Below are 23,802 nucleotides of genomic sequence, written 5' to 3' on the forward strand. Positions count from 1 at the left end.
CGAATATGCTTCGGGTTTCGCCCGCACGAATCCGAGGAGTGCCGCATGCGCAGGACCATGGCGAGGATCGCCGACGCCCTCGTCGACCGGATCGCCCCGAACACCTCCGCCGGAGCGGTCATCGGCTGGTGGGAGTTCTGCTACTGCGTCGACACCGTCAGGTACGACAGGTACTGCCGGAACGTGGACGCGAGGACGCTCTGCAACGGATGCGTCGTCAACACGACCCGCGTGTGCCGCAAGGGCGAACCCGTCTGACACCCGAACTTCCCCACCGTTTTGCCAACTTGCACGCCTTTTCGGGTGTGCAGGTTGGCAAAACGGTGGGGGGATTTGGGTCAGACGGTGACCTTGAGGTCCACGTCGATGTTGCCGCGGGTAGCCTTCGAGTAGGGGCAGACCTGGTGGGCGCCCTCGACGAGCTCCTGGGCCGTCGACTGGTCGAGGCCGGGCAGGTGCGCGGTCAGCACGGCGTTGACTGCGAAGCTGCTGCCGTCGGGGCCGATGCCGATCGCGGCCGTCACGGTCGTCTCGGCGGGCACCGCGACCTTCTTGGTCCGGGCGACCAGCCGGAGCGCGCTGTGGAAACAGGTCGCGTACGCGGCGGCGAACAGCTCCTCGGGGTTGGTGCCGCCGCCGGGTCCGCCGAGCGCGGGCGGCATCTTGACGTCCTGGTCGATGAGGCCGTCGGACGAGCGGACCTTGCCGTTGCGCCCGTCGCCGGACGAGGTGGCCTCTGCCGTGTAGACCGCGTTCACCATCGGAGCTGCTCTCCTTCACGTCGTTATGTTGTGTACAACATAACTCTACGACTCCCTACTGACACGTATCGGTAGCAGTGGCGAAACACACCATGGCGACCATGGGGCGGTGACCCTGTGGCGAATGCATGTCGAGCTCGAGGATCGGCCCGGCCGGCTCGGCGAGCTGGCGACCGCGGTCGGCACGGCGGGGTGCAACATCATCTCCCTGCACGTCGTCGGCGAGCCCGCCGACGACGGCTCCGTGACCGACGAGCTGCTGGTCAAGGTGCCAGCGGGGATCGAGGCCGGCACACTCGTCGACGCCGTGCGGCAGGCCGGCATCCCGTGCACGTTGCTCGTGCGCGCCGACGCCACCGAGCTGTCCGATCCCGCGACGACAGCCCTCGCACTCGCGCGCATGGTCGCGGCCGATCCCGGGAGCGCACCGCGAGCCGTTGCGACGATGTTGCGCGCCCGGCTCGTCGACCCCGAGGCATCCCCGGGAGGCACGACGGACGACGCCTACGTCACGCGGATCGGCGCGCACCAGCTCCAGATCGGCCGGGCGTGGCCATTCACCGCCACCGAGCTCTCCAGGGCCGCCGCGCTGCTGGAGCTGGCCGGTCAGCTGGAGCTGCGCGGCAACCACCGGCCGGGAGCGGACGACCGGGTGATGGTGTTGCGCGACGGCTCCGAGGTGCGGCTGCGCCACGTGGCGCCCGGCGACGGGCCGCTGGTCGCGGCCTTGCACGCCCGCTGCTCACCGGAGGTGCGACGGGCCCGCTTCCTCGCTCCGGCGCCGCAGCTCCCGGCTGCGGAGCTGGCCATGCTGCTCGGATCACCGCACGGGCACGCACTGCTGGCCGTCACCACCGACGGGGGCAGCGCCGTCGGGCTGGCCAACCTCGAGCCGCACACCCCGGGCGCCGCCCGGATCTGCGCGCTCGTGGAGGACGCGTGGCAGGGCAGGGGGCTGGGCACGGCACTGCTGCGCAGGCTCGTCGACATCGGCGCGGCGGAGGGTGTCACGCAGCTGGTCGGTGTCGCCCGTCCGGCCGACGTCGGGGTGACGCGCCTGCTCCGCAGGGCCGGGCTGCGCCCCTCGGCGGAGCTGGTCGGCGACGAGGTACACCTGAGGGCGCGCCACCACACACGGTAGTGACGCGCCCTCAGGGGTGAATCAGATCCAGATCGGATCAGGCGTCGATGCGCAGCCCGGTGTCACCCGCGAATAGGTGCAGGCCGCCGCTGCGCGGGGCGAGGTGCAGCACGGCGCCCTTGTCGGGCGGGGTGCGGCCGTCGACCCGCGCGATCACGGCCCGGCGCTCGCCGCCGACCTCGGTGCTGCCGTAGACGTAGGCGTCGGCGCCGAGCTCCTCGACGACCTCGACCTCGGTGGGCAGGCCCGCGCCGCTCTCGACGAGCTCCATGTCCTCGGGACGCACCCCGACCGTGACCGAGCGGGTGGCCCCGACCTTGTCGACCGCGGACCGCGGCACGCGCACCTCGGCGCCGCCGAAGTGCAGGATGTCGCCGTCGACGTCGACCGGCAGCAGGTTCATCGCGGGCGAGCCGATGAACCCGGCGACGAAGACGTTGGCCGGCTTGTCGTACATCGCGCGCGGCGTGTCGACCTGCTGGAGCAGCCCGTCCTTGAGCACCGCGACGCGGTCACCCATGGTCATGGCCTCGACCTGGTCGTGCGTGACGTAAACGGTGGTGATGCCCAGCCTGCGCTGCAGCGACGCGATCTGCGTGCGGGTGGAGACGCGGAGCTTGGCGTCGAGGTTGGACAGCGGCTCGTCCATGCAGAACACCTGCGGCTGGCGGACGATCGCGCGGCCCATCGCGACACGCTGCCGCTGGCCACCGGAGAGGGCCTTCGGACGGCGGTCGAGGTAGTCCTCGAGGTCAAGGATCTTCGCGGCTTCCTTGACCCGCTCCGCGATCTCCGACTTCGGCTTGCCGGCGATCTTGAGCGCGAAGCCCATGTTCTCGGCGACCGTCATGTGCGGGTAGAGCGCGTAGTTCTGGAAGACCATCGCGATGTCGCGGTCCTTCGGAGGGACCCGCGTGACGTCACGGCCGCCGATGAAGATCGAGCCCTTGTCGATGTCCTCGAGTCCCGCGAGCATCCGCAGGGAGGTGGACTTGCCGCAACCCGACGGGCCGACCAGAACGAGGAACTCCCCGTCGGCGATCTCCAGGTCGAGTGCGTCGACAGCGGGCTTCGTGGAGCCGGGGTAGATCCGGCTCGCGCCGTCATAAGTGACTGCAGCCATGACTGATTCCTTCCCACCGGCAGGAACGTGCCGGACGATCCGAGTGTGAGGGCGGTCGCAGCCTGTCACGTCCGTGCGGCGAGATCCAGCCCCACTACCGTCCGTGAGACCTGAGTTACTACTGGTCAGTGTTACGGCATCGTTACAGATTCCAGTTGCCTACTGCGATGCGTAAACGCTTACATTCCACCGGTCTAGTGACGCAGGGCACGCCCTGCCGTCCCATTTATGAAGCGGAGGGTGTGGATGTCTGGTTTGACACTGCGCAGGCCTTCGCGGACTACGACCCTGATGGCCGCCGCGATCGGCACGAGCCTCGTGCTCGCCGGCTGCGGTGGCTCCGGGGGCGGCGGCGGAACCGCCCCCTCGGCCCAGGGACCGGAGTGCGCGGCCTTTACGCAGTACGGCGACCTCAACGGCAAGACGATCACCGTGTACACCTCGATCGTCACGCCCGAGGACCAGCCGCACATCGACTCGTACAAGACCTTCGAGAGCTGCACCGGCGCGACGGTCAAGTACGAGGGTTCGAAGGAGTTCGAGGCGCAGCTGCCGGTGAAGGTGGCTGCCGGCACCCCGCCGGACATCGCCTACATCCCGCAGCCCGGCCTGCTCGCCTCGCTGGTCCGCGACAACAAGGCGATCAAGCCGGCCCCGGCCGCGGTCTCCGCCAACGTCGACAAGTACTACCCGGAGACCTTCAAGAGCGCCGGCAGCGTGGACGGCACGCTCTACGCCGCCCCGCTCGGCGCGAACGTGAAGTCGTTCGTCTGGTACTCGCCGACCAAGTTCAAGGAGAAGGGCTACGCCGTCCCGAAGACGTGGGACGAGATGATCACGCTCTCCAAGACGATCTCCGCAGCCGGCGAGAAGCCGTGGTGCGCCGGCATCGGGTCGGGTGACGCGACCGGTTGGCCGCTCACCGACTGGCTCGAGGACACGATGCTCCGCGAGAACGGTCCCGAGGTCTACGACCAGTGGGTGAAGCACGAGATCCCGTTCAACGACCCCAAGGTCGCAGCGGCGCTCGACCGGGTCGGCGGCATCCTCAAGGACCCGGCGTTCGTCAACGGCGGGCTCGGCGACGTGTCGTCGATCGCCACCACGACGTTCCAGGACGGCGGCCTGCCGATCCTCGAGGGCACCTGCTACATGCACCGCCAGGCCAACTTCTACGCGGCCAACTTCCCCGAGGGCACGGACATCTCGGAGAACGGTGCGATCTACGCGTTCGAGCTGCCGCCGGTCGACGCCAGCAAGCCCACCCCGATCCTCGTCGGCGGTGAGTTCGTGGCGGCCTTCACCGACCGTCCCGAGGTCCAGGCCTTCCAGGCCTTCCTCTCCTCGCCGGAGTGGTCGAACGCCAAGGCGAAGGCCGGTTCGGACATCGGGCAGAGCGGCTGGCTCAGCGCCAACACCGGGATGGACGCCGCCAACCTGAGCAACCCGATCGACAAGCTGTCGGTGCAGGTGCTCCAGGACTCAAACAACACCTTCCGGTTCGACGGTTCCGACCTGATGCCCAAGGCGATCGGTTCGGCTGCCGAGTGGAAGGGCATGACCGACTGGATCACCGGCAAGAGCACGGCCGACACGCTCACCTTCATCGAGCAGGCCTGGCCCAAGTCGTAGGTCGTTCGCCGGGGCGGGCGCGTGCCGCCCGCCCCGGCGATCCCCTCCTCGGCCCCTCGGAGGTGAGCCGCACATGACCCTGCTCGACAAGCTCGGCCAGCTGGTGGTCGCGATCGTCGTCTTCGCGGCGATCATCGGCCTCGTCCTGTTCGTCGCCGACAGAGCGCGCGGACGACGCGCGGAGCTCTGGCAGAGCATCCTGTTCCTCGCGCCATCGGCGCTGCTGCTGATCGTCGGCCTGATCTGGCCGGCACTGCGCACGATCTACCAGTCGTTCTTCGACCGGACGAGCACCAACTTCACCGGTGTCTCGAACTACCTCACGATCTTCACCCAGCCCGAGCTGCTGCTCGTGCTGCGCAACACCGCGCTGTGGGTGGTCATCACGCCGATCCTCGCCACGGCGATCGGGCTCGTCTACGCCGTGCTGGTGGACCGCACGCGCTTCGAGTCGTTCGCGAAGGCGCTGATCTTCCTGCCGATGGCGATCTCGTTCGTCGGCGCTTCGATCATCTGGAAGTTCGTCTACGAGTACCGCCCGAACCAGGGCAACATCCAGCAGATCGGGTTGATCAACCAGTTCCTCGTGTGGATCGGCCTCGAGCCGGTCAACCTGCTCCTGCAGCAGCCGTGGAACAACCTCCTCCTGATCATGGTGATGATCTGGATCCAGGCCGGGTTCGCCATGACGATCCTCTCCGCGGCGATCAAGGCCATCCCCGACGACATCACCGAGGCCGCACGGCTCGACGGCTGCGGCAACGTCCGGATGTTCTTCTCGATCACGCTGCCGAGCATCCGCCCCGCGCTCGTCGTCGTGCTGACGACGATCAGCATCGGCGTGCTGAAGGTCTTCGACATCGTCCGCACGATGACCGGCGGCCAGTTCAACACGAGCGTCATCGCGAACGAGTTCTACTCGCAGAGCTTCCGGATCAACGACTACGGGATCGGCGCCGCGCTCGCCGTGCTGCTGTTCGTGCTGGTGGTCCCGATCGTCGTCTACAACATCCGACAGATGCGGAAGGTGAACGCGCGATGACCGTCATCGAGGATGTCGCGGGAGCCAAGCCCGACCTCGCCGCAGCGGCGACCAGCCCGTCGGCAGCGGCGAAGAACCAGCTCAGCTCGCGCTGGGCATCGGCGGCCGCACTCGTGATCGCGGTGCTGTGGACGATCCCGACGTTCGGGCTGTTCCTCTCGTCGTTCCGCCCGGAGCGGGCGGTGAAGACCACCGGCTGGTGGACGTTCTTCGGCGACTGGAGCGTGACGTTCTCCAACTACACCGCGGTGCTGTTCCGCGGTGGCCAGCCGCTGATCAACTACTTCGTGAACTCCATCCTGATAACGCTGCCGGCGGTGGTCATCCCGATCGTGCTGGCCTCGGTCGCGGCCTACGCGTTCGCGTGGATGAAGTTCCCGTTCAAGGACACGCTCTTCGTCGCGGTGTTCGCGTTGCAGATCGTGCCCCTGCAGGTCGCGCTCATCCCGCTGCTGCAGATCTACGAGACCACCGGGCTCGGTGGGACGTTCTGGACGGTGTGGATCTCGCACTCGATCTTCGCGCTGCCGTTGGCGATCTTCCTGCTGCACAACTCGATGCACGAGATCCCCGCGGAGCTGATCGAGGCGGCACGGGTCGACGGCGCCGGCCACGTGCGGATCTTCCTGCAGGTCATGCTGCCGCTGATGAAGCCGGCGATCGCCGCCTTCGCGGTGTTCCAGTTCCTCTGGGTGTGGAACGACCTGCTGGTGGCGCTCGTGTTCGCGGGCGGTACGGCCGACGTCGCGCCGTTGACGGTGCGGATCGCGGAGCTCTCGGGCACCCGCGGCACCGACTGGCACCTGCTGTCGGCAGGCGCGTTCGTCTCCATCATCATCCCGTTGGTCGTGTTCCTGAGCCTCCAGCGCTTCTTCGTGCGCGGGTTGCTCGCGGGCAGCGTCAAGGGCTGAGGGCGGCCCGGTCGGGGGGACGGACGGGCTCATGACCGAGCATCAGCGACACCGGATCACCAGGTGCCGACGATGAGCACGATCAAGGATGTGGCCGAGGCGGCCGGCGTCTCGATCGCCACCGTCTCGCGTGCGTTGCACGGGTTGCCTCGGGTGTCCGAGGCAACCCGGCAACGGGTGCTCACCATCGCGGCCGACCTGCAGTACGTCGCATCGCCGAGCGCAGCCGGGCTGGCCAGCGGCCAGACGATGGCGGTCGGCGTCGTCGCGCCGTTCATCAACAGGTGGTTCTTCGCCGCCGTCGTGCACAGCGCGGAGGAACTGCTCCGGGCGGCGGGTTACGACCTGCTGCTCTACAGCCTCGGCACCGACGCCGACGAGCGCCGGCGGGCGTTCTCCGGCAACGTGCTGCGCAAGCGGGTCGACGCGGTGCTCGTGCTCGGCCTGCAGCCGACGCCCGAGGAGGTGGCCGCGCTGTCGTCGGCGGGCGGCCCGGTCGCGATCGTCGGGGTGGCCGTCCCGGGCTGGGCCAGCGTCCGGATCGACGACGAGGCCGCGGCCCGCACGGCTGTGCGGCACCTCGTCGACCTCGGACACCGGCGGATCGGCTACATCGGCGGTGAGCCGCACGACCCGCTGCACTCGGCCGCTCCCGCGGACCGGCTGCGCGGCTACCGGGAAGAGCTGCGGGCGGCCGGGATCGCGCCGGACCAGCAGCTCGAGGCGGTCGGCGGCTTCACCGTCCGCGGTGGGATGGACGCGATGGACGCGCTGCTCGCGCTCGCCGACCCGCCCACGGCGGTGTTCGCCGCCTCCGACGAGATGGCGATGGCCGCGATCCACGTCGCCAGGCGCACGGGCATGCAGGTGCCCGGCGACATCTCGGTGATCGGGATCGACAACCAGGAGATGTCCGAGCTGTTCGACCTGACCACCGTCGCGCAGCCGGTCGACGCGCAGGGTGTGCTGGCCGCCGAGCTGCTGCTCGGTGCATTGAGCGAGCCGAACCGGCCACGCCCTTCGGTCACGGTGCCGACGTCGCTGATCGTCCGCGGCTCCACCGCACCGCTCTGATCCTCCTCGTGGCTGTCGCCAACCGGACGGGCGATCACGGGACGGCAACGTTGCGGATCGCGCTGCACCTCACATGCAGCGTGGCTCTATCGTTCGACCGTCGAGGGGGGCACCTGTGACATCGCTCGATCACGGGCTGGGCACGCGGGTCGTCGTGCGCGTCATCGACCGCACGGGCGAGGTGGTCGGCGGTGGGTTCTTCGTCGGCCCCGACCTGATCGCGACCTGCGCCCACGTCGTCGCCACCGCCGTCGGAGCCGACCCGTACTCGCCGGAGGCGCCGACGACGAGCGTCGTGCAGCTCGACGCCCCGCTCTTCCGCGACCCCAGCACCGACCAGCCCGTCTCGATCACGGCGGAGGTCACGCGCTGGCTGCCGATCGGTGCGGACGGCTCCGGCGACATCGCGATCCTGCGCCTGCGCGGGCAGGCCCCCGACGGCGCCCGCATGCCTCCGCTGCGGCGGGTCGACCAGCTGTGGGACCGCCCGTTCCGGGTGCTCGGCTTCCCCTCCGGGATGACCGACGGGGTCTGGGCCACCGGCAGGTTCCGCGGGGAGCAGGCCACCCGCTGGTTCCAGCTGCAGGCCGCGGTCGGCGAGCAGGCCATCGTCGAGGGCTTCAGCGGCTGCCCGGTATGGGACGAGGAGAGCGGCGCGGTCGTCGGGATGACCGTCGCGACGGACCACAGCGGCACGACGACCACCGCGTACCTGCTGCCGATCGAGCAGGTGCTCGGCGTCGACCCGGAGCTGCTCCCCTGCCCCTACCGCGGACTCGAACCGTTCAGCGAAGAGCACGCTCCTTTCTTCTTCGGCCGGGACGCCGATATCGCCGAGCTGGTCGACGCCGTGGCGGAGCGGCCGGTCGTCGCGGTGACGGGTCCATCGGGTGCGGGCAAGTCGTCGCTGGTCAAAGCCGGTCTCGTGCCGCGGCTGCGAGCGGCCGGCGACACGATCCGGGAGCTGCGGCCCGTCCCGGGCGAGCCGCCGCTGCGCGCGTTGCGAGCGGCATTGCGTCCGGACGCCGTCCAGAACGCCGACGCCGCGCCGCCCTCGATCGCGGAGCTGGCCGACCACGCCGCGCGGGCCAGGACGGTGCTGGTCGTCGACCAGTTCGAGGAGCTCGCCGCGACGGATCCCGAGACCGCCCGCGAGCTGCTCGCGCTCTTCGGCGAGCTGGTGCGGGCGCTGCCGAAGGCCCACGACGGGCGGCTCCCGGTGCGGGTGGTGCTCACGCTCCGCTCGTCGACGCTCGACGAGGTCGTCGACCGCGACATCGCGGGGCTGCTGGGCGCCGGCACGGTGCTGCTGCCGCCGATGGACCGCAGCCAGCTGCGCGACGCGATCGTCGCGCCGGCCGAGCGGGCGCCGGGCCTCTCCTTCGAGCCCGGGCTCGTCGACCGGATCCTCGACGACGCCGCCGCTGAGCCGGGCCGGCTGCCGCTGGTGGAGTCGCTGCTCACCGAGCTGTGGGAGCGCCGGCAAGGCGGGTACCTCACCAGGGCTGCCTACGAGCGGGCCGGTGGGGTCGCCGGCGTCGTCGCGACGCACGCCGAGAACATCGTCCGGCCGTACGTCGGGACCGCGGACGAGCCGCGGCTGCGGCGCTTCTTCACCGCGCTCACCGGGCACGACCGGGACGGCCGCTTCGTGCGCCGGCCGACTCCGATCACCGACCTCCCCGCCGACCTGCAGGAGCTCGTGCACCCGTTCGCGGCCGGCCGCCTGGTGGTCGTCGAGCGGTCGCCGACGGGCGCGCAGCACGTCCTGCTCGCGCACCAGGCGCTGATCGAGCACTGGCCGCGCCTCACGGCGTGGCTCACCGAGGACCAGGACTTCCTTACCTGGCGCTCCCGCCTCGACCAGCAGCGGGAGGCGTGGGACTCGGCCGGCCGCGACGAAGGTGGGCTGCTGCGCGGCAACGCGCTTGCAGCTGCGCAGCAGTGGCTGCCGGCGCGGTCGGACGACGTGCCGGCGGCCGCGCGGGAGTACGTGCGGCAGAGCCAGGTGCGGCAGCGGCGCGAGGTGCAGCGCTGGCGGGTGGTGACCGCGGTGCTGGCCGTGCTCGTGCTGGCGGCCGGTGTGCTCGCCGCCGTCACCGTGGTGAACCGCAACCAGATCAACGGGCAGCTGGGGATCGCCAACGCCGAGCTGCTGGGGCAGGCCGCGCTCGCCAGGGCCAACGGCGATCCCGCCACGGCCATCGCGCTGGCGCTCGCCGGCTGGCAGGCGGACCCGTCGAACTCGGCGGTCCGCACTGCGCTCGGCCGGCTCGCCCTCGGCACCCGCTCGGTGGACGCCGTGTACCCGGCACTCGTCGGCGACCCCGTGCGCTCGTTCGGGCTGTCGAACGACGGCGGGACGATCGCGATCCGCGACGGCGACGGGCTGGCGGTGCTCACCGGCCTGCCGACGGGAGCCTTCGACCGCTGGCAGGTCCCCGGCGTGCCGATCAGGACGACCCGCAACTCCGTCAGCCCCGACGGCACCTGGCTCATCTCCGCCGCCGACGACGGCACCCTCTGGATGTGGAACGTCCGCGAGCGCAGCGGGCCGGCCCGGATCGCCGCGGACGCGGGGCCCGCCGAGTTCGGCACCGTCGAGTTCGCCCCCGACGGTTCCCGGATCGGCTGGCTCACCCGCCGTCCCGACGGCACCCGAGCGCTCGTGATCTGGGACTTCACCCGCGGTGTCGTCGTCCCGCACCGGCTCGGCCCGATCACTGATCCCACGGTCGCCGACGTCTACCTGACCGCCGACCCGAACATCGTGCTGCAGACCATCCAGAAGGTCCCTGGCAACGCGGTGGACATCGCTGCCCGCTCGATCGTCGACGGGTCGCAGCTGCACACCTTCCCCGCCGAGTCGGTCAGGTCCGGCCGGAGCCGGCTGGTGATCTCGTGCGCACCGGACGCGCCGAAGAGCGCTGTGATCGCCGACCCGGTGACGGGCAAGGAGCTGCGCCGGATCGGCCTGCTGACCGACACCTGCACCGGCCCGTACCTCGGCACCAGGGTCACGGCTGACGGGCTGCACCTGCTGGAGCCGCGAGCGTCGGGCCAGGAGCGCGACGCCGACGTCGCCCGCATCACCAGCCTCACCGACGGCAGCACGTACGACGTGACCATCCCGCCGAGCTCGATCGGGCGCCCCGGCGAGTCGCCCGAGTCGGCATGGATCGCCGTCCTGCCGGGCCCCGACCAGTTCCGCACGGTCCTGGTGCCGCGCGGGTCGGCGCTCTTCCGGGTGAAGGCCCGTCCGGACACCGGCGGCGTGCTGGCCGGCCTGCCGGAGGCCATCGCGCTGACCGACGACGGGCAGTTCGAGATCGCGGTGCTCCCCGAGGGCAGGTTCGCGACCCTCGACACGGCAACGGGTATCAAGCTGATCGAACACACCGACGCCCCGGTGCAGGGCAGGGCGCAACGGCGCTACGACCTCACCGGCGACCTGGCGATCAGCACCCGCACCGAGACCGAGCTCGTGCTCGAGATACTGGCCGCGCCGACGCTCGACAGCATCGGCCGGTACTCCATGCCCACGCAGGGCCCACCCGAGGCGCGCATCGCGTACGCGGCGAGCTTCAACGACGACCACGTCGCCGCGATGACCGGCGGTCTGCTGATGCTGTGGGACAGCAGGACCCGGCAGCTGATCGGCCAGCTGCAGCTGGGCACCACACCCGAGCGGGCCGAGAAGTTCCGCGAGCTCTTCGAGTTCACCGTGCGCCCAGGGCCGGTGCCGCAGGTCGCGGTGCTCGCCCCCAACAGCACGATCGAGCTGTGGAACCCGGTCACCGGGAAGCAGGAGGGCGCCCTGCAGACCTCGCTGACCAGGCCGCCCGTCAACCTGCTGTACGACGAGACCGGCAAGAGGCTCGTGACCTACAACGTGGGCAACACCATCGACGTCTGGGACGTCGAGGCAAAACAGCTCGCACATCCCCCGTTCCTCCTGCCGTCGCTGGGGCTGCTGAGCGGCTTCACCGTCGACGGCAACCTCATGATCATGCTCCCGACCGGTGACCAGGACGGTTGGCAGCTCACGACGTGGGACGTCACGACCGGCCGGCAGATCGCTTCGATCCGGCTGCCGACGGCGTACGACCCGAACCTGAGCGGGCGGCTGGTCGGTGGGGGCGCCAGGGTGTCGCTGATGGGCACGAACGGCGCGCTGCCGATCGAGTTCCCCCTGATCGCCGAGAAGTGGCACGAGCAGCTCTGCGCGATCACGAACCGCCCGTTCACCGATGGGGAACGGGCGCTGTTCCCCGCCGGCACCGACGTCGAGCGGCCCTGTACCGACTGACCGCGGGGGATTCCGATGACCGGACTGGATCACGCGTTGGGCACGCGGGTGGTGGTGCGTGTGCTCGACGCGGCCGGCGAGGTCGTCGGCGGCGGGTTCTTCGTGGGGCCCGACCTCGTGGCCACCTGCGCGCACGTCGTCGCGACCGCGATCGGGGCCGACCCCTACGCGGCGCAGGCGCCCGGCGGCAGGGTCCGCATCGACGTCCCGCTCTTCCGCGACCCGGCGACCGAGCAGCCGCCGTCGATCTCGGCCGAGATCACCCGCTGGGTGCCGATCGGCGACGACGGCACCGGCGACATCGCCGTCCTGCGCCTCGACGGACCTGCGCCGGAGGGCACCCGGATGCCGCCGCTGCGGCGGGTCGACCAGCTATGGGGGCACACGTTCCGGGTGCTCGGCTTCCCGGCTGGCATGACCGACGGCGTCTGGGCCACCGGCGCGTTCCGCGGGCAACAGGGCACCCGCTGGTTCCAACTGCAGGCCGCGGTCGGCGAGCAGCCCATCGTCGAGGGCTTCAGCGGCGCACCCGTGTGGGACGAAGGGAGCGGCGCGGTCGTCGGGATGACGGTCGCGACCGACCACAGCGGACAGACGACCACCGCCTACCTCATCCCGATCGACCAGGTGCTCGGCGTCGACCCGGACCTGCTGCCCTGCCCCTACCGCGGCCTCGAACCGTTCGGTGAGGAGCACGCCTCCTACTTCTTCGGCCGCGACGCGGCGATCGACCAGCTCGTCGAGACGGTGGCGAGCAAGCCGCTCGTAGCAGTCACCGGACCGTCTGGGGCAGGCAAGTCGTCGCTGGTCAGGGCCGGTCTCATGCCGCGGCTGCGCCGGCAGGGACACACGGTGGCCGAGCTGCTGCCGCGCATCGGCCAGAGCCCGGCCGACGTGCTGCAAGAGGTGCTGGCCACCGTCCCGGCAGAGCGGACCGCGCCGCTCGTGCTCGTCGTCGACCAGTTCGAGGAGCTGGCCGCAACCCAGCCGCAGGCCGCGCAGGAGCTGCTCGGCAGGCTCGGTGAGCTCGCGTCCGTCGATGCGGACGCCCCGGTCAGGGTCGTGTTGACGATGCGCTCGGCGACGCTCGACGAGATGCTCGTCCCGGGGATCGCCGAGCTGCTCAGCACGGGGACCGTGCTGCTCGCGCCGATGGAGCGCGGCCAGCTGCGCAGCGCCATCGTCGCGCCGGCCGAGCGCGCACCCGGCCTGTCGTTCGAACCGGGGCTCGTCGACCGCATCCTCGACGACGCCGCGGCGGAGCCGGGTCAGCTGCCCCTCGTCGAGTCGCTGCTCACCGAGCTGTGGGAGCGGCGGGCGGGCGGCAACCTCACGCTGGACGCCTACGAGCAGGCCGGCGGGGTGGCCGGTGTCGTCGCGACCCACGCCGAGCAGGTGGTGGCCCGCTTCACCGACCCCGCCGACGGACCGCGGCTGCGCAGGCTCTTCACGTCGTTGGCGCGGCCCGACCGCGAGGGCCGGTTCCTCCGCAGCCCGGTGCTGTTCAACGACCTCGCCGCCGACCTGCTGCCGCTGCTCTCGGAGCTGGTGGCCGGCCGGCTGCTCGTCGTCGAGAAGGCGGGCGGCGAGCGGACCGTCCAGCTCGCCCACCAGGCGCTCATCGCGCACTGGCCGCGCCTGCACGGTTGGCTGAGCGAGGACCGCGACTTCCTCGACTGGCGCGCCCAGCTCGACGTCCAGCGGGAACGGTGGGAGTCGAGCGCACGCGACGAGGGCGCACTGCTGCGCGGTACCGCGCTGGCCGCCGCGCAGGAATGGCTGCCGACGCGGGCCGACGACGTCGCACCGGCGAGCCGCGACTACGTCCGGCGCAGCCGCGCACGGCAGCGCCGCGAGGTGCGGCGGTGGCGGGTGGTCACGGCCGTGCTCGCCGTGCTGGTGCTTGCCGCGGGGGCGTTGTCGGTCGTCACCGTGGTGAGCCGCAACCAGATCGGCGAGCAGCTGCGGCTGGCGAACGCCGACCGCATGGCCCAGACGGCCCTCGCCAACGAGTACGGCGACCCCGCGACAGCCACCGCCCTCGCGCTCACCGCGTGGCACGCCGACCCCGAGAACGGTGCCGCGCGCACCGCCATGCTGCGCCAGAGCCTCGCCATGCGGTCGGTCGAGCAGGTGTTCCCCGCAGTGGCGAAGGGATCGCTGGTGACGATCTCCCCCTCGGCGGACGGCAACGTCGTGCTGGTGCGCGACGGTCCCGGGATGGTGGTCCACACCGGTGCCCGCGGTGCCGCGCTGCAGAGGTGGGAACCGCCGGGGCAGCCGCCCGACCTGGCCCGCACGTTCGTCGACCACGAGGGCAAACGGCTCATCGTTTCGACGCTCTCCGGTTCGGTGCTGACGTGGGACATCGGCTCGACCTCCGAGCCGAAACGGCTCGCAGCAGCCGGCGGCTGGATCGACTCCGCTTCCGTCTCGTTGAGCCCGGACGGCACGCGGCTCAGCTGGCTCGCCGGCCGGCCGGATCCGGGACGGCGCCTGGTGATCTGGGACATCGCCCGCGACGCCGAGATCCCGAACGAGGTGCCGCCGATCACCGACCCGGACATGGGCAACCTCGTGGAGAGCGGCGATCCGGGGGTCGTCATCCAGTTCGCCGCAGGTGGGACGCCGTCGGCCCCGGTCCGGCTTTCATCGAGCCGGTCGCTGCTCGACGGACGCACCCTTGCGACGTTCCCGCCGGGCGCGGAGACGGTCGAATTGGGCGGCAAGTTCGGCTTCATGGCGTGTGCTGCGGGAGCGCCGGCCCGGGCCGCCGTCTACGACGTCACCACCGGCGCCGAGGTGCGACAGATCCCGCTGCTCACGCAGACGTGCAGCACCGACTACCTAGCCCGGACGCTCACCAGCGACAACGGCTACCTCATGGAGCCGCGCACGTCCGACCGTGATCGCGACAGCGACGTCTACCGCCTCACCGCCATCGCCGACGGGCGGACCTACGACCTGACCACACCACCCAGCAGCAACGGACCTCCCACCGAACGGCCGCAGAGCAACGTGACCCAGGTCGTCGGCCGGGACCAGGACCGACCGGTCGTGCTGCTGCCGCGCGCCGCGGCAGTGCTGCGCTTGCGTGCGACCCCGGACAGCGGCGGCACCGTGGCGAGCACACCGCTCGCGATCGGGATGAGCGCCGACGGGCGCTACCAGGTGACCATCCACGACGACGAGTACGCGGTGCTGGAGACGGGCACCGCGAAGGTCGTCGGCCGGCTGAACCGCTCCCAGCTGCGCGACGCCGGCGGCTACTTCGCGACCGTCGGCACCAACACGTTGATCATCCGCGTGCAGTCGCAGACGCAGTGGTCGTTCAGCGAGTACGCGCTCCCGACGTTGAAACCGCTCGAATCCTTCGTGATACCGCATCGTCCGGGCCGCGGCGGGGAAACCCCGACCGACGTCGGCATCGACATCACCGACGAGCGCGTCGCCACGAGCGCCAACGGGCTGCTCACGGTTTGGGACCGGCGGACCGGCGTGCCGGTCGGCCCTCCCGTCCAACTGGGCACGACCCCGGACCGCGCCGACTTCTTCGCCACCGGCAGGCACATCGCGCTCCGAGACGAGCCGAACGGATCCGCCGTGGTGGCCGCACCCGACGGGACGATCGAGGTGTGGGACCCCGCAACCGGCGCGCAGGTGGACTCGTTCCGCCTGCCGTCGTCCACAGCGCCGACCGAGATGCTGATCGACGGCAACCGGCTCGTCGTCGAAGGGCTCGACTTCGGGGTGCAGGTCTGGGACCTGGACCGGAAGGCACCGGCGGGTGAGCCGTTCCTGCTCCCGTCGCTCGGGCTGCTGAAGGGGTTCACCGCGGACGGCAAGCTGGCCTTCCTGATGGAGAACGGCAACTCCGGGTACATGCTGACGCTGCGTGACCCCGTGACCGGGCGTGATGCCGGGACGCTGCCCGGCTCCGCGGCTCTCGACATCGGCAGCAGCTACCCGATCGACGGGAACCGGATCCCGTTCTACGGCATCGGCGGCGCGCTGCCGGTGATGCTCCCGCTCACCCCGCAGGCGTGGCGCGACCAGCTGTGCGGCATCAGCGACCGCCCCTTGACGCCCGCGGAGCGGGCGCTGATCCCGGAGGGCACGGACGCGGAACGCCCCTGCCCCTGACCGTCGACAACGACGTTCTGGCTGTTGTTAGCGCTCACAAACAGCCAGAACGTCGTTGTCAACGGCTACCTCGGCGGGATGGCGAAGCCCTCGTCGACCTGGGACGCGTCGGGCACCTGCGTCGAGACCGGCACGCCGAAGTCGAAGTACTCCATCCCGACGGTCATCGAGGTGCGCGTGTCGGCGAGCCGCGCGCGCAGCTCGGGGCTGTCGTAGCCGCCGGTCAGCGCAGTGATGTCGAGGTTGGCGCCCTTGAACAGCACGGTCATCGCGACCTTGCGGACCCGGCCGTCGTCGTCGACGAAGATGTCGGCCGGGATCGGCTCGGCGGAGCCGATCACCCTCTCCACGATGCTGCCCGGCACGACGACCGACTGTTCCGCGGCGAGCTTCTTCGGGTCGATCGTCACGGCGTAGTGCCGCACCTCGTCGCCGCGCAGCCGCTCGGTGCCGATCTCCCTGACGTCGTCGGAGATCCCGCTGAGCAGGGCGAGCTGCGCCGCGGGGTCCTGCGCGCCGACCGGTGTGTTGACGAGCTCGGAGGCGTCGAACTTCCGCCACTTGGTCTCGCCGGCCTGCTGGTCGTAGCTGACGTTGCGCTCGACGATGCTGCGGCCCGTCGTGCCGGGGACGCCACCACCGCTGCCCTCGGTCTCGAACTCGCCGATCTGCTTCTCGAAGTCGTAGACGCCGCTCGCGCGGACGTTGATGTCGAACGTCGACTTCATGACGACGTCGTACTCGACCCGCGCGGTGCCTGCCTTCAGCGTGACGGCCGGCGACTCCCGCGCGATGAGCGTCGGCGACTTGCCCTCGATCGAGTTGCCGCCGCCTCCCCCACCGCTCGCGGCACCGCCGCACCCGGCGAGCAGAGCGACCGTGGCCGCCAAGACGCCTGCCTGAACGAACCTCAACCGAGCCACGGTCGTCCCCCTCGCACTGTCGACACCTCGCACAACGGGAAGGACCGTGGCGCGCGACGACCGGTTGGTGTGACGTGACCCAGCTCACACCGAACTTCCCCACCGTTTTGTGCACATGCGCGCCGATTTGGCGCGCATCCACCCAAAACGGTGGGGAAGTCGGGGTCGGGCATGCGCAACTCCATGGCGTTTTGCCGGTCGACACGGTCACGATGGGGGCGTGGGAGCAGCACCGGCCGCTGAGGCGCCGACCAGCGGCATGGCCGCCTACCGGACCATCCTGCGGCTGCCGGGGGTCACGCCCCTGGTGATCGTCTCGATGGTCGGGCGGCTGCCCGCGTCGGGCGCGGCGATCACGCTCACGCTGCACGTCGTGCTCACGCTCGATCTCGGCTACGCCGCGGCCGGGCTGGTCGGGGCGGCCTCGACGGTCGGGATGGCCATCGGCGCCCCGCTGCTGGGCAAGGTCATCGACAAGCGCGGGCTGCGCACGATCGCCGTGCTGTCCGGGGTGTCCGCAACGGCGTACTGGACGGTCGCGCCGTGGCTGCCGTACCCGGTGCTGCTGGCCGCCGCGCTCGTCGCCGGCGTGCTCGGGCTGCCGCTCTTCTCCGTCGTCCGGCAGTCGCTGGCCGCGATCGTGCCCGTCGAGCGGCGGCGGCCGGCGTTCGCGATCGACGCGATGTCGGTCGAGCTGTCCTACATCGTCGGCCCCGCCCTGTTCACGGTGATCGCGTTGCAGGTCTCCAGCAGCGTCGCGATGTGGCTCGTGGGTGCCGGCTGGGTCACCGCCAGCGTCGCGCTCTGGTTCCTGAACCCGCCCACCCGCGCGCCCGAGCAGGAGCCGAGCGCCTCGACCGGCCGCGTCAGGGAGTGGCTCGACCTGCGGCTCGTCGCTGCACTGCTCTGCACCATGGCGGCGGTCCTGATGATCCACGGCACGGAGCTCTCGATGATCGCCGGGCTGCAGACGACCGGGCAGGCCGCCACGATCGCGATCGTCAACGCCGTGTGGTGCGTCGCCTCGCTGACCGGCGGGTTCCTCTACGGGGCGGCGCACCGCTCGGCACCGCTGTTCGGACTGGCGGCGCTACTGGGCGTCGTGACGCTCCCGGTTGCGCTCGGCGGTGCGTGGTGGAGCTATGCCCTGCTGCTCATCCCGGCCGGCCTGCTCATCGCGCCGTCGCTGGCCGCGAGCTCGGAGACCGTCAGCAAGCTGGCGCCGGAGAACGCCCGCGGCGTGGTCACCGGGCTGCACGCCTCGGCGATCACGATCGGCGCCGCGACGAGCACGCCGCTCGCCGGCCTGCTGATCGACATCGCGTCGCCGTCCGCGGCGATACTGACGGTCGGCTGCGCCGGCATCACGGTCGTCGGGGTCGCCGCGTTGCTCGCGCGACTGGGGCGGCGAGCACCACACGTCGACCGAACCTCCACGGGATCTCCACCCGTCGTCGGGTGATCCAGGGCAGAGTCGACGGGGATGAGCACCGACACCGACGAACTCCGCACCCGGCCCGGCCCGGCAGCGCTGCGCCGACGGAGGCCTCGCCACGTCATGCGCATCGCCGTCGCGGTTGTGGTGACGGTCGGCGCTGCCGTCGTGGCGCTGCCCGACCTGCTCGGGCTCGACCAGACCTCCCCGTTCGCGCAGGTCGTCGCTTTCCGGCACTGGGCGCTGCTGGGAGTGGCGGTGCTGGCCCTGCTCGTCGCGCTGCCGCGCAGTGGCCGCCCGCTCGCCGTCGGGCTGCTCGCCGTGGTGCTGGTCGGCACCACGATGGTGGCGCCGAGGCTCGTCGCGTCGGCGCCGCCCACCGAAGGCCGCCCGCTCACGGTGCTGACGGTCAACACCCACTTCGGCGAGGGCGACCCGGCCGCGGTCGCCGAGCTGATCAGCACCCACCGGCCCGACGCCGTCGCGATCGCGGAGGCGGGCGACACGTTCCTCGGCAAGCTGGCGCCGCTCGTCGCCGATCTCGGGTACGACGCGCACGTGTCGAACCCCGGCGCGGTCGACGTGCTGAGCAACGTGATGCTGCTCGCGGAAGGTCTCGGCGACGTGCGGGTCAGCACCGGCAGCGACACCACGCTGTTCCCGTACCTCGAGGCCACCGGCGGCGGGCTGGGCGAGCTGCGGTTCGTCGCCTTCCACGCGATCTCGCCGAGCAAGATCAAGCTCGAGAACTGGGTGACCGACCTGCAGCTGCTCTCCCGCTGGTGCGCGGGCCCGACACCGGCGATCGTCGCTGGCGACCTGAACGCGACGCTCGACCACTCCGCGCTCCGCGCCGGGATGGCGGGCTGCAGCGATGCGGGCGAGCAGCGCGGCTCCGGCCTCACCCCGACCTGGTCGCCCAACCCGGCGACACGGCCGTTCGGCCCGCAGATCGACCACGTGCTGGCCACGGAGGGCATCGGCGCCGAGACGTTCTCCGTGCACTTCGTCCCCGCCAGCGACCACAGCGCCGTCCTCACCCGCATGCGGATCCCGGGCTAGCCAACCGCACCGAGCCGCCCCGCGATCCCGCCACGAGGGCAGGAAAGCCACTTTCCTGCCCTCACAGGGCCTGAAAGTGGCTTTGCTGCCCTCCCCCGGGACACGCTGCCGGCGGCTTCTACGCCGCCGGTGCCCACTCCGGCGCGACGACCTCGGCGGCCCATTGCGCGAGGGTGCGGGCGGGGCGGCCGGTGATGCGCTCGACCGCGTCGGTCGGCGGGTAGGTCAGGCCGTCGTAGGCGCGCCAGTAGCCGATCAGCGCGTCGACGATGCGGTCCGGCATGAACGCGCTCATCTCGCGCCGCGCCTCCTCCTCGTCGACCGCCTCGACCGTGATGCTCCGCCCGAGCGCGGCCGCGATCGTCTCGGCCTCCTCACGGCGGCTGAGCGCCTGCGGCCCGGTCAACTCGGGGGCGGTGCCGTCGTGCCCGGCGCCGGGGCCGGCCAGCAGGATCGTGACGGCGACGTCGGCGATGTCGCGCTCGTCCATGGTCGCGCCGCCGGTGTCGGGGTACGCCATGCGCACGACGCCCTTCTCGATCCCCGGCAGCCACTGCCTGGTGTTGTCGGCGAACCCGCCGGGGCGCAGGAGCGTCGTCGCGAAGCCGGCAGCGCTGACCGTGTCCTCGACGACGCGGTGGTGCTCGCCGATGACGTTGCCGGGGTCCAGCGCCGCCGACGACGACAGCAGCACCACCTGCTCGACACCCGCGGCGCGCGCGGCGTCGACGAAGGCGCCGCCGCCGCTCCGGTCGGCGTACAGGAACACCTTGTCGACGCCGTCGAGGGCGGGGGCGAGCGTCGCCGCGTCGTCGAGCGCCGCCTGGACGACCTCGACGCCGTCGGGTGCGCGCACCGAGGCCGGTTCGCGGCTCGCGATCCGGACCGGCACACCCGCGGCGTGCAGGCCATGGGCGACGCCGGTCGCAACCGTGCCGCGACCACCGGTGACGAGAACAGTCATGCTTAGCCTCCATACATTGATGTAGTCGCTACAACATTAGGTGCGATTCCATCATTGCGCTAGCCTGTTCCCTGTGCCCGAGGCCACCGGACGACGCGAACGGAAGAAGCAGCAGACCCGCCAGTCGATCTCCGACATCGCAACGGCGCTCTTCGTCCAACGCGGCTTCGACGCCGTGACGATCGCCGAGATCGCGGCCGCCGCCGACGTCGCCGTGCAGACGGTCTTCAACCACTTCCCGGCCAAGGAGGACCTGTTCTTCGACGACCTCGGCTGGGTCGACGGGCCGAGCCGGACCGTGCGCGAGGCAGCACCGGGCACCCCGCTCGGCGAGGTGTTCGCCGCCGGGTTCCGCGCGCAGATGATGGAACTGGCCGAGACCGGGCACGTCCACGGCTTCGTCCAGTTCACGAAGGCACTGCAGGCAAGCGCAACGCTGCGGGCGCGCCGGGCCTGCTACCTCGAACAGCTGGAGGAACGGCTCGCCGAGGCGATCGCGGGCGGCCCGCCCGACCTGCACGCCCGGCTGGTGGCGGCGCGCTACTCCGCGACGCAGCGGGTGCTCTACGCGGAGCTGTGCCGGCGGCTCACCGAACGTCCCGGCGAGCACGAGAAGGTGCTGGCGGAGATCGTCGACCTCGCCGACGAGGCGCTCACCGAACTCGCGTAGCCCCCCGCACACGAACTTCCCCACCGTTTTGCCTACCTACACGGGCATTTTGGTGTGCAGGTTGGCAAAACGGTGGGGAAGTTGGGCTAGAGCGCGGCGGCGACCGTCTCCGCGATCTCGTAGGTGTTCAGCGCCGCCCCCTTGCGGAGGTTGTCGCCGCAGAGGAAGAGGTCGAGGGTGTTCGGGAAGTCGAACGCCTGGCGCACCCGGCCCACCCAGGTCGGGTCGCCGCCGACGGCGTCGGCGGGGGTCGGCCACTGCCCGGCGGCGGGGTCGTCGCGCAGGACGATCGACGGCTGCGCGTCGAGCACCTTGTGCGCCGCCTCGACCGTCACATCGCGGGAGAACGTGGCGTGCACCGCGAGCGAGTGGGTGGTTACCACCGGGACGCGGACGCAGGTGGCGGAGACCTTGAGGTCGGGGATGCCGAGGATCTTGCGGGACTCCGCGCGCACCTTCACCTCCTCCGACGCCCAGCCGTCGTCCTTCAGCGAGCCGGCCCACGGCACGACGTTGAACGCGAGCGGGGCGGGGAACGGCGACTCGGCTGGGTCGAGCCCGGCGGCGGCCAGCGCCTCCGCGACGTCGCCGCCACGAACGCCGACCTCCTTGCCCGCAAGCGCGGCCATCTCGGCGTAGAGCCGGTCGACACCGCCCTGACCAGCACCGGAAGCCGCCTGGTAGGACGCCACGACGAGGGCCTCCAGCCCGAACTCGCGGTGCAGCGCGCCCATCGCGGCCATCATCGACAGCGTGGTGCAGTTGGGGTTGGAGATGATCCCCTTCGGCCGCTCGGCCGCCTTCTCGGCGTTGACCTCCGGCACCACCAGCGGCACCTCGGGGTCCATCCGGAACGCGCCGGAGTTGTCGACGGCAACGGCGCCGCGGGCGGCCGCGATGGGCGCCCACTCGGCGCTGACCTCGTCGGGGACGTCGAACATGGCGACGTCGACCCCGTCGAACACCTCGGGGGCGAGCGCCTGCACGACGATGTCCTCGCCGCGCACGCGCAGCACCTTGCCGGCCGAGCGGGCCGACGCGATGAGCCGGATCTCCGACCACGGGACGGACGGGCGCCCGTCCAGAATTTCGATCATCGTGGTGCCGACCGCGCCGGTGGCTCCCACCAGCGCCAGCACGGGTCCGTTCGGGTTGCTCATCGTCCACTCCCTGCGTACACCACGGCCTCTTCGTCGCCACCGAGCTCGAACGCCTTGTGCAGCGCTTGCACGGCGTCGTCGAGCTGGTCGACCCGGCAGATCACCGAGATCCGGATCTCCGAGGTGTTCATCGTCTCGATGTTGATACCGGCATTCGACAGCGCTTCGCAGAACGTCGCCGTGACGCCGGGGTGGTTGCGCATCCCCGCCCCGACCAGCGAGACCTTGCCGACCTCGTCGTCGTGCAGCACCGCGGCGAACCCGATCTCGGGCTGTGCGGCGGTGAGTGCCGCGACGGCGCGGGCACCGTCGGTGCGCGGGAGCGTGAACGTGATGTCGGTGCGCCGTTCCGACGTGCGCGAGATGTTCTGCAGCACCATGTCGATGTTGATGTCGGCATCGGCGACCGTGCGGAAGATCCGGGCGGCCATCCCGGGGGTGTCCGGGACGTCCGTGACCGTGATCTTGGCCTCGGACCGGTCGTGCGCGACCCCGGTGATGATCGCGTTCTCCACGGGAATCTCCTCGATAGAGCCGGTGACGAGCGATCCCGGCTTGTCGTTGTACGAGCTGCGCACCCGCAGCGGGACGTTGTAGCGGCGGGCGTACTCGACGGCCCTCAGGTGCAGGACCTTCGCCCCGCACGCCGCCATCTCCAGCATCTCCTCGTAGGTGATCGACTCGACGAGCCGCGCGTCGGGCACGATGCGCGGGTCGGCCGAGAAGATGCCGTCGACGTCGGTGTAGATCTCGCACACGTCGGCGTTCAACGCGGCGGCCAGCGCGACCGCCGTCGTGTCGGAGCCGCCGCGGCCGAGCGTCGTGACGTCCTTGGAGTCCTGGCTGACCCCCTGGAACCCGGCCACCAGGACGATCGCGCCCTCGCCGAGCGCGTCCTGCAGCCGCTGCGGGTTGACCTGCACGATCCGCGCGTCGCCGTGCTTCGACGTGGTGATCATCCCGGCCTGCGAGCCGGTGAACGACCGCGCCTGCGCGCCCAGGGAGTGGATCGCCATGGCGACGAGCGCGTTGGAGATCCGCTCGCCGGCGGTGAGCAACATGTCCATCTCACGCGGCGGCGGGGCGGGCGACACCTGCTCCGCGAGGTCGAGCAGCTCGTCGGTCGTGTCGCCCATCGCGGACACCACGACGACGACGTCGTTGCCCTCTTTGTGCGTGCGGACGATCCGTTCGGCGACCTTCTTGATGCGATCCGCATCCTGGACCGAGGAACCGCCGTACTTCTGCACGACGAGGGCCACCGCCGACCTCCTGTACTGGCACACGCCGCGCGTGTTGCCGCCGGGCTCATCGCCGGCCGGTACTGGAGCGCCCGATGAGGTGAGCACTGCGCCGTCCGGCCAGCGCTGGTCGGGAGCCCACACTACCGGTGGGCGGCCGCACTGCCGACCGAGATGAGCCAGACCACACGGCGGGAGGACCCCGCCGCTC

17 protein-coding genes are annotated in these 23,802 nt (G+C 71.1%); 11 read left to right on the forward strand and 6 right to left on the reverse strand.

All coding sequences use genetic code 11. The annotated features are described in order from the left end of the window. Positions 1-45 precede the first annotated feature (45 nt). The gene (locus LL648_RS03430; RefSeq protein WP_232660877.1) at positions 46-258 is read left to right on the forward strand and encodes a hypothetical protein; all 213 of its coding nucleotides are present in this window, start codon (positions 46-48) and stop codon (positions 256-258) included. An 80-nt stretch (positions 259-338) separates the two neighbouring features. On the opposite strand, the gene LL648_RS03435 is transcribed toward LL648_RS03430, so the two are convergent. Then, positions 339-761, reverse strand: coding sequence for an organic hydroperoxide resistance protein (locus LL648_RS03435; protein WP_232660878.1), 423 nt, complete (start codon positions 759-761; stop codon positions 339-341). 124 nt (positions 762-885) lie between these two features. Between LL648_RS03435 and LL648_RS03440 the strand changes: the two genes are divergently transcribed. Next, the gene (locus LL648_RS03440; protein WP_232660879.1) at positions 886-1,902 is read left to right on the forward strand and encodes a GNAT family N-acetyltransferase; all 1,017 of its coding nucleotides are present in this window, start codon (positions 886-888) and stop codon (positions 1,900-1,902) included. 37 nt (positions 1,903-1,939) lie between these two features. Here LL648_RS03440 and LL648_RS03445 read toward each other — a convergent pair whose 3' ends face one another. After that, positions 1,940-3,025, reverse strand: coding sequence for an ABC transporter ATP-binding protein (locus LL648_RS03445; protein WP_232660880.1), 1,086 nt, complete (start codon positions 3,023-3,025; stop codon positions 1,940-1,942). A gap of 246 nt (positions 3,026-3,271) precedes the next feature. On the opposite strand from LL648_RS03445, the gene LL648_RS03450 reads away from it, so the two are divergent. The 6 genes from LL648_RS03450 to LL648_RS03475 all read left to right on the forward strand — a co-directional run bounded on the left by LL648_RS03450 (position 3,272) and on the right by LL648_RS03475 (position 16,136). Further along, positions 3,272-4,657 (forward strand): ABC transporter substrate-binding protein, encoded by a 1,386-nt coding sequence (locus LL648_RS03450; RefSeq protein WP_232660881.1) that lies wholly within the window; start codon positions 3,272-3,274, stop codon positions 4,655-4,657. 73 nt (positions 4,658-4,730) lie between these two features. Then, positions 4,731-5,699 (forward strand): carbohydrate ABC transporter permease, encoded by a 969-nt coding sequence (locus tag LL648_RS03455; protein ID WP_232660882.1) that lies wholly within the window; start codon positions 4,731-4,733, stop codon positions 5,697-5,699. Continuing rightward, positions 5,696-6,610 carry a carbohydrate ABC transporter permease gene (locus LL648_RS03460; protein WP_232660883.1) on the forward strand — a complete coding sequence of 305 codons (915 nt, stop codon included), beginning with the start codon at positions 5,696-5,698 and terminating at the stop codon, positions 6,608-6,610. The genes LL648_RS03455 and LL648_RS03460 overlap by 4 nt, the downstream gene beginning before the upstream one ends. A gap of 72 nt (positions 6,611-6,682) precedes the next feature. Continuing rightward, a complete protein-coding gene (locus LL648_RS03465) occupies positions 6,683-7,684 on the forward strand; it encodes a LacI family DNA-binding transcriptional regulator (protein ID WP_232660884.1) in 1,002 nt (333 codons plus the stop codon). 115 nt (positions 7,685-7,799) lie between these two features. After that, the gene (locus LL648_RS03470) at positions 7,800-11,993 is read left to right on the forward strand and encodes an nSTAND1 domain-containing NTPase (protein ID WP_232660885.1); all 4,194 of its coding nucleotides are present in this window, start codon (positions 7,800-7,802) and stop codon (positions 11,991-11,993) included. A gap of 15 nt (positions 11,994-12,008) precedes the next feature. Further along, positions 12,009-16,136 (forward strand): nSTAND1 domain-containing NTPase, encoded by a 4,128-nt coding sequence (locus LL648_RS03475; protein WP_232660886.1) that lies wholly within the window; start codon positions 12,009-12,011, stop codon positions 16,134-16,136. Between the two features lie 65 nt (positions 16,137-16,201). Here the strand turns inward: LL648_RS03475 and LL648_RS03480 are convergent, their stop codons facing one another. Continuing rightward, positions 16,202-17,026 carry a hypothetical protein gene (locus LL648_RS03480; protein WP_232660887.1) on the reverse strand — a complete coding sequence of 275 codons (825 nt, stop codon included), beginning with the start codon at positions 17,024-17,026 and terminating at the stop codon, positions 16,202-16,204. Between the two features lie 253 nt (positions 17,027-17,279). Here LL648_RS03480 and LL648_RS03485 point away from each other — a divergent pair, with 253 nt between their 5' ends. Both LL648_RS03485 and LL648_RS03490 read left to right on the forward strand, forming a co-directional pair. Next, positions 17,280-18,521 (forward strand): MFS transporter, encoded by a 1,242-nt coding sequence (locus LL648_RS03485; RefSeq protein WP_232660888.1) that lies wholly within the window; start codon positions 17,280-17,282, stop codon positions 18,519-18,521. Between the two features lie 21 nt (positions 18,522-18,542). Next, positions 18,543-19,556, forward strand: coding sequence for an endonuclease/exonuclease/phosphatase family protein (locus LL648_RS03490; protein WP_232660889.1), 1,014 nt, complete (start codon positions 18,543-18,545; stop codon positions 19,554-19,556). Positions 19,557-19,674: 118 nt separating this feature from the next. Here the strand turns inward: LL648_RS03490 and LL648_RS03495 are convergent, their stop codons facing one another. Beyond that, a complete protein-coding gene (locus tag LL648_RS03495; protein ID WP_232660890.1) occupies positions 19,675-20,520 on the reverse strand; it encodes an NAD(P)H-binding protein in 846 nt (281 codons plus the stop codon). Positions 20,521-20,593: 73 nt separating this feature from the next. Between LL648_RS03495 and LL648_RS03500 the strand changes: the two genes are divergently transcribed. Continuing rightward, the gene (locus LL648_RS03500; protein ID WP_232660891.1) at positions 20,594-21,190 is read left to right on the forward strand and encodes a TetR family transcriptional regulator; all 597 of its coding nucleotides are present in this window, start codon (positions 20,594-20,596) and stop codon (positions 21,188-21,190) included. An 86-nt stretch (positions 21,191-21,276) separates the two neighbouring features. On the opposite strand, the gene LL648_RS03505 is transcribed toward LL648_RS03500, so the two are convergent. Both LL648_RS03505 and LL648_RS03510 read right to left on the reverse strand, forming a co-directional pair. After that, entirely contained in the window at positions 21,277-22,350 is a 1,074-nt protein-coding gene (locus LL648_RS03505) for an aspartate-semialdehyde dehydrogenase (RefSeq protein WP_232660892.1), read from the reverse strand. Beyond that, the gene (locus tag LL648_RS03510; protein ID WP_232660893.1) at positions 22,347-23,612 is read right to left on the reverse strand and encodes an aspartate kinase; all 1,266 of its coding nucleotides are present in this window, start codon (positions 23,610-23,612) and stop codon (positions 22,347-22,349) included. The genes LL648_RS03505 and LL648_RS03510 overlap by 4 nt, the downstream gene beginning before the upstream one ends. Positions 23,613-23,802 lie beyond the last annotated feature (190 nt).

Origin of the sequence: Pseudonocardia sp. TRM90224, assembly GCF_021245725.1 — a bacterium.
Taxonomy (GTDB): domain Bacteria; phylum Actinomycetota; class Actinomycetes; order Mycobacteriales; family Pseudonocardiaceae; genus Pseudonocardia.

Excerpts from the sequence above, each read along its gene's own strand:
- LL648_RS03455 (WP_232660882.1), top strand. The coding sequence starts at position 4,731 with ATGACCCTGCTCGACAAGCTCGGCCAGCTGGTGGTCGCGATCGTCGTC.
- LL648_RS03490 (WP_232660889.1), top strand. The coding sequence starts at position 18,543 with ATGAGCACCGACACCGACGAACTCCGCACCCGGCCCGGCCCGGCAGCG.
- LL648_RS03450 (WP_232660881.1), top strand. The coding sequence starts at position 3,272 with ATGTCTGGTTTGACACTGCGCAGGCCTTCGCGGACTACGACCCTGATG.
- LL648_RS03435 (WP_232660878.1), bottom strand. The coding sequence starts at position 761 with ATGGTGAACGCGGTCTACACGGCAGAGGCCACCTCGTCCGGCGACGGG.
- LL648_RS03475 (WP_232660886.1), top strand. The coding sequence starts at position 12,009 with ATGACCGGACTGGATCACGCGTTGGGCACGCGGGTGGTGGTGCGTGTG.
- LL648_RS03445 (WP_232660880.1), bottom strand. The coding sequence starts at position 3,025 with ATGGCTGCAGTCACTTATGACGGCGCGAGCCGGATCTACCCCGGCTCC.
- LL648_RS03440 (WP_232660879.1), top strand. The coding sequence starts at position 886 with ATGCATGTCGAGCTCGAGGATCGGCCCGGCCGGCTCGGCGAGCTGGCG.
- LL648_RS03495 (WP_232660890.1), bottom strand. The coding sequence starts at position 20,520 with ATGACTGTTCTCGTCACCGGTGGTCGCGGCACGGTTGCGACCGGCGTC.
- LL648_RS03460 (WP_232660883.1), top strand. The coding sequence starts at position 5,696 with ATGACCGTCATCGAGGATGTCGCGGGAGCCAAGCCCGACCTCGCCGCA.
- LL648_RS03505 (WP_232660892.1), bottom strand. The coding sequence starts at position 22,350 with ATGAGCAACCCGAACGGACCCGTGCTGGCGCTGGTGGGAGCCACCGGC.
- LL648_RS03430 (WP_232660877.1), top strand. The coding sequence starts at position 46 with ATGCGCAGGACCATGGCGAGGATCGCCGACGCCCTCGTCGACCGGATC.
- LL648_RS03465 (WP_232660884.1), top strand. The coding sequence starts at position 6,683 with ATGAGCACGATCAAGGATGTGGCCGAGGCGGCCGGCGTCTCGATCGCC.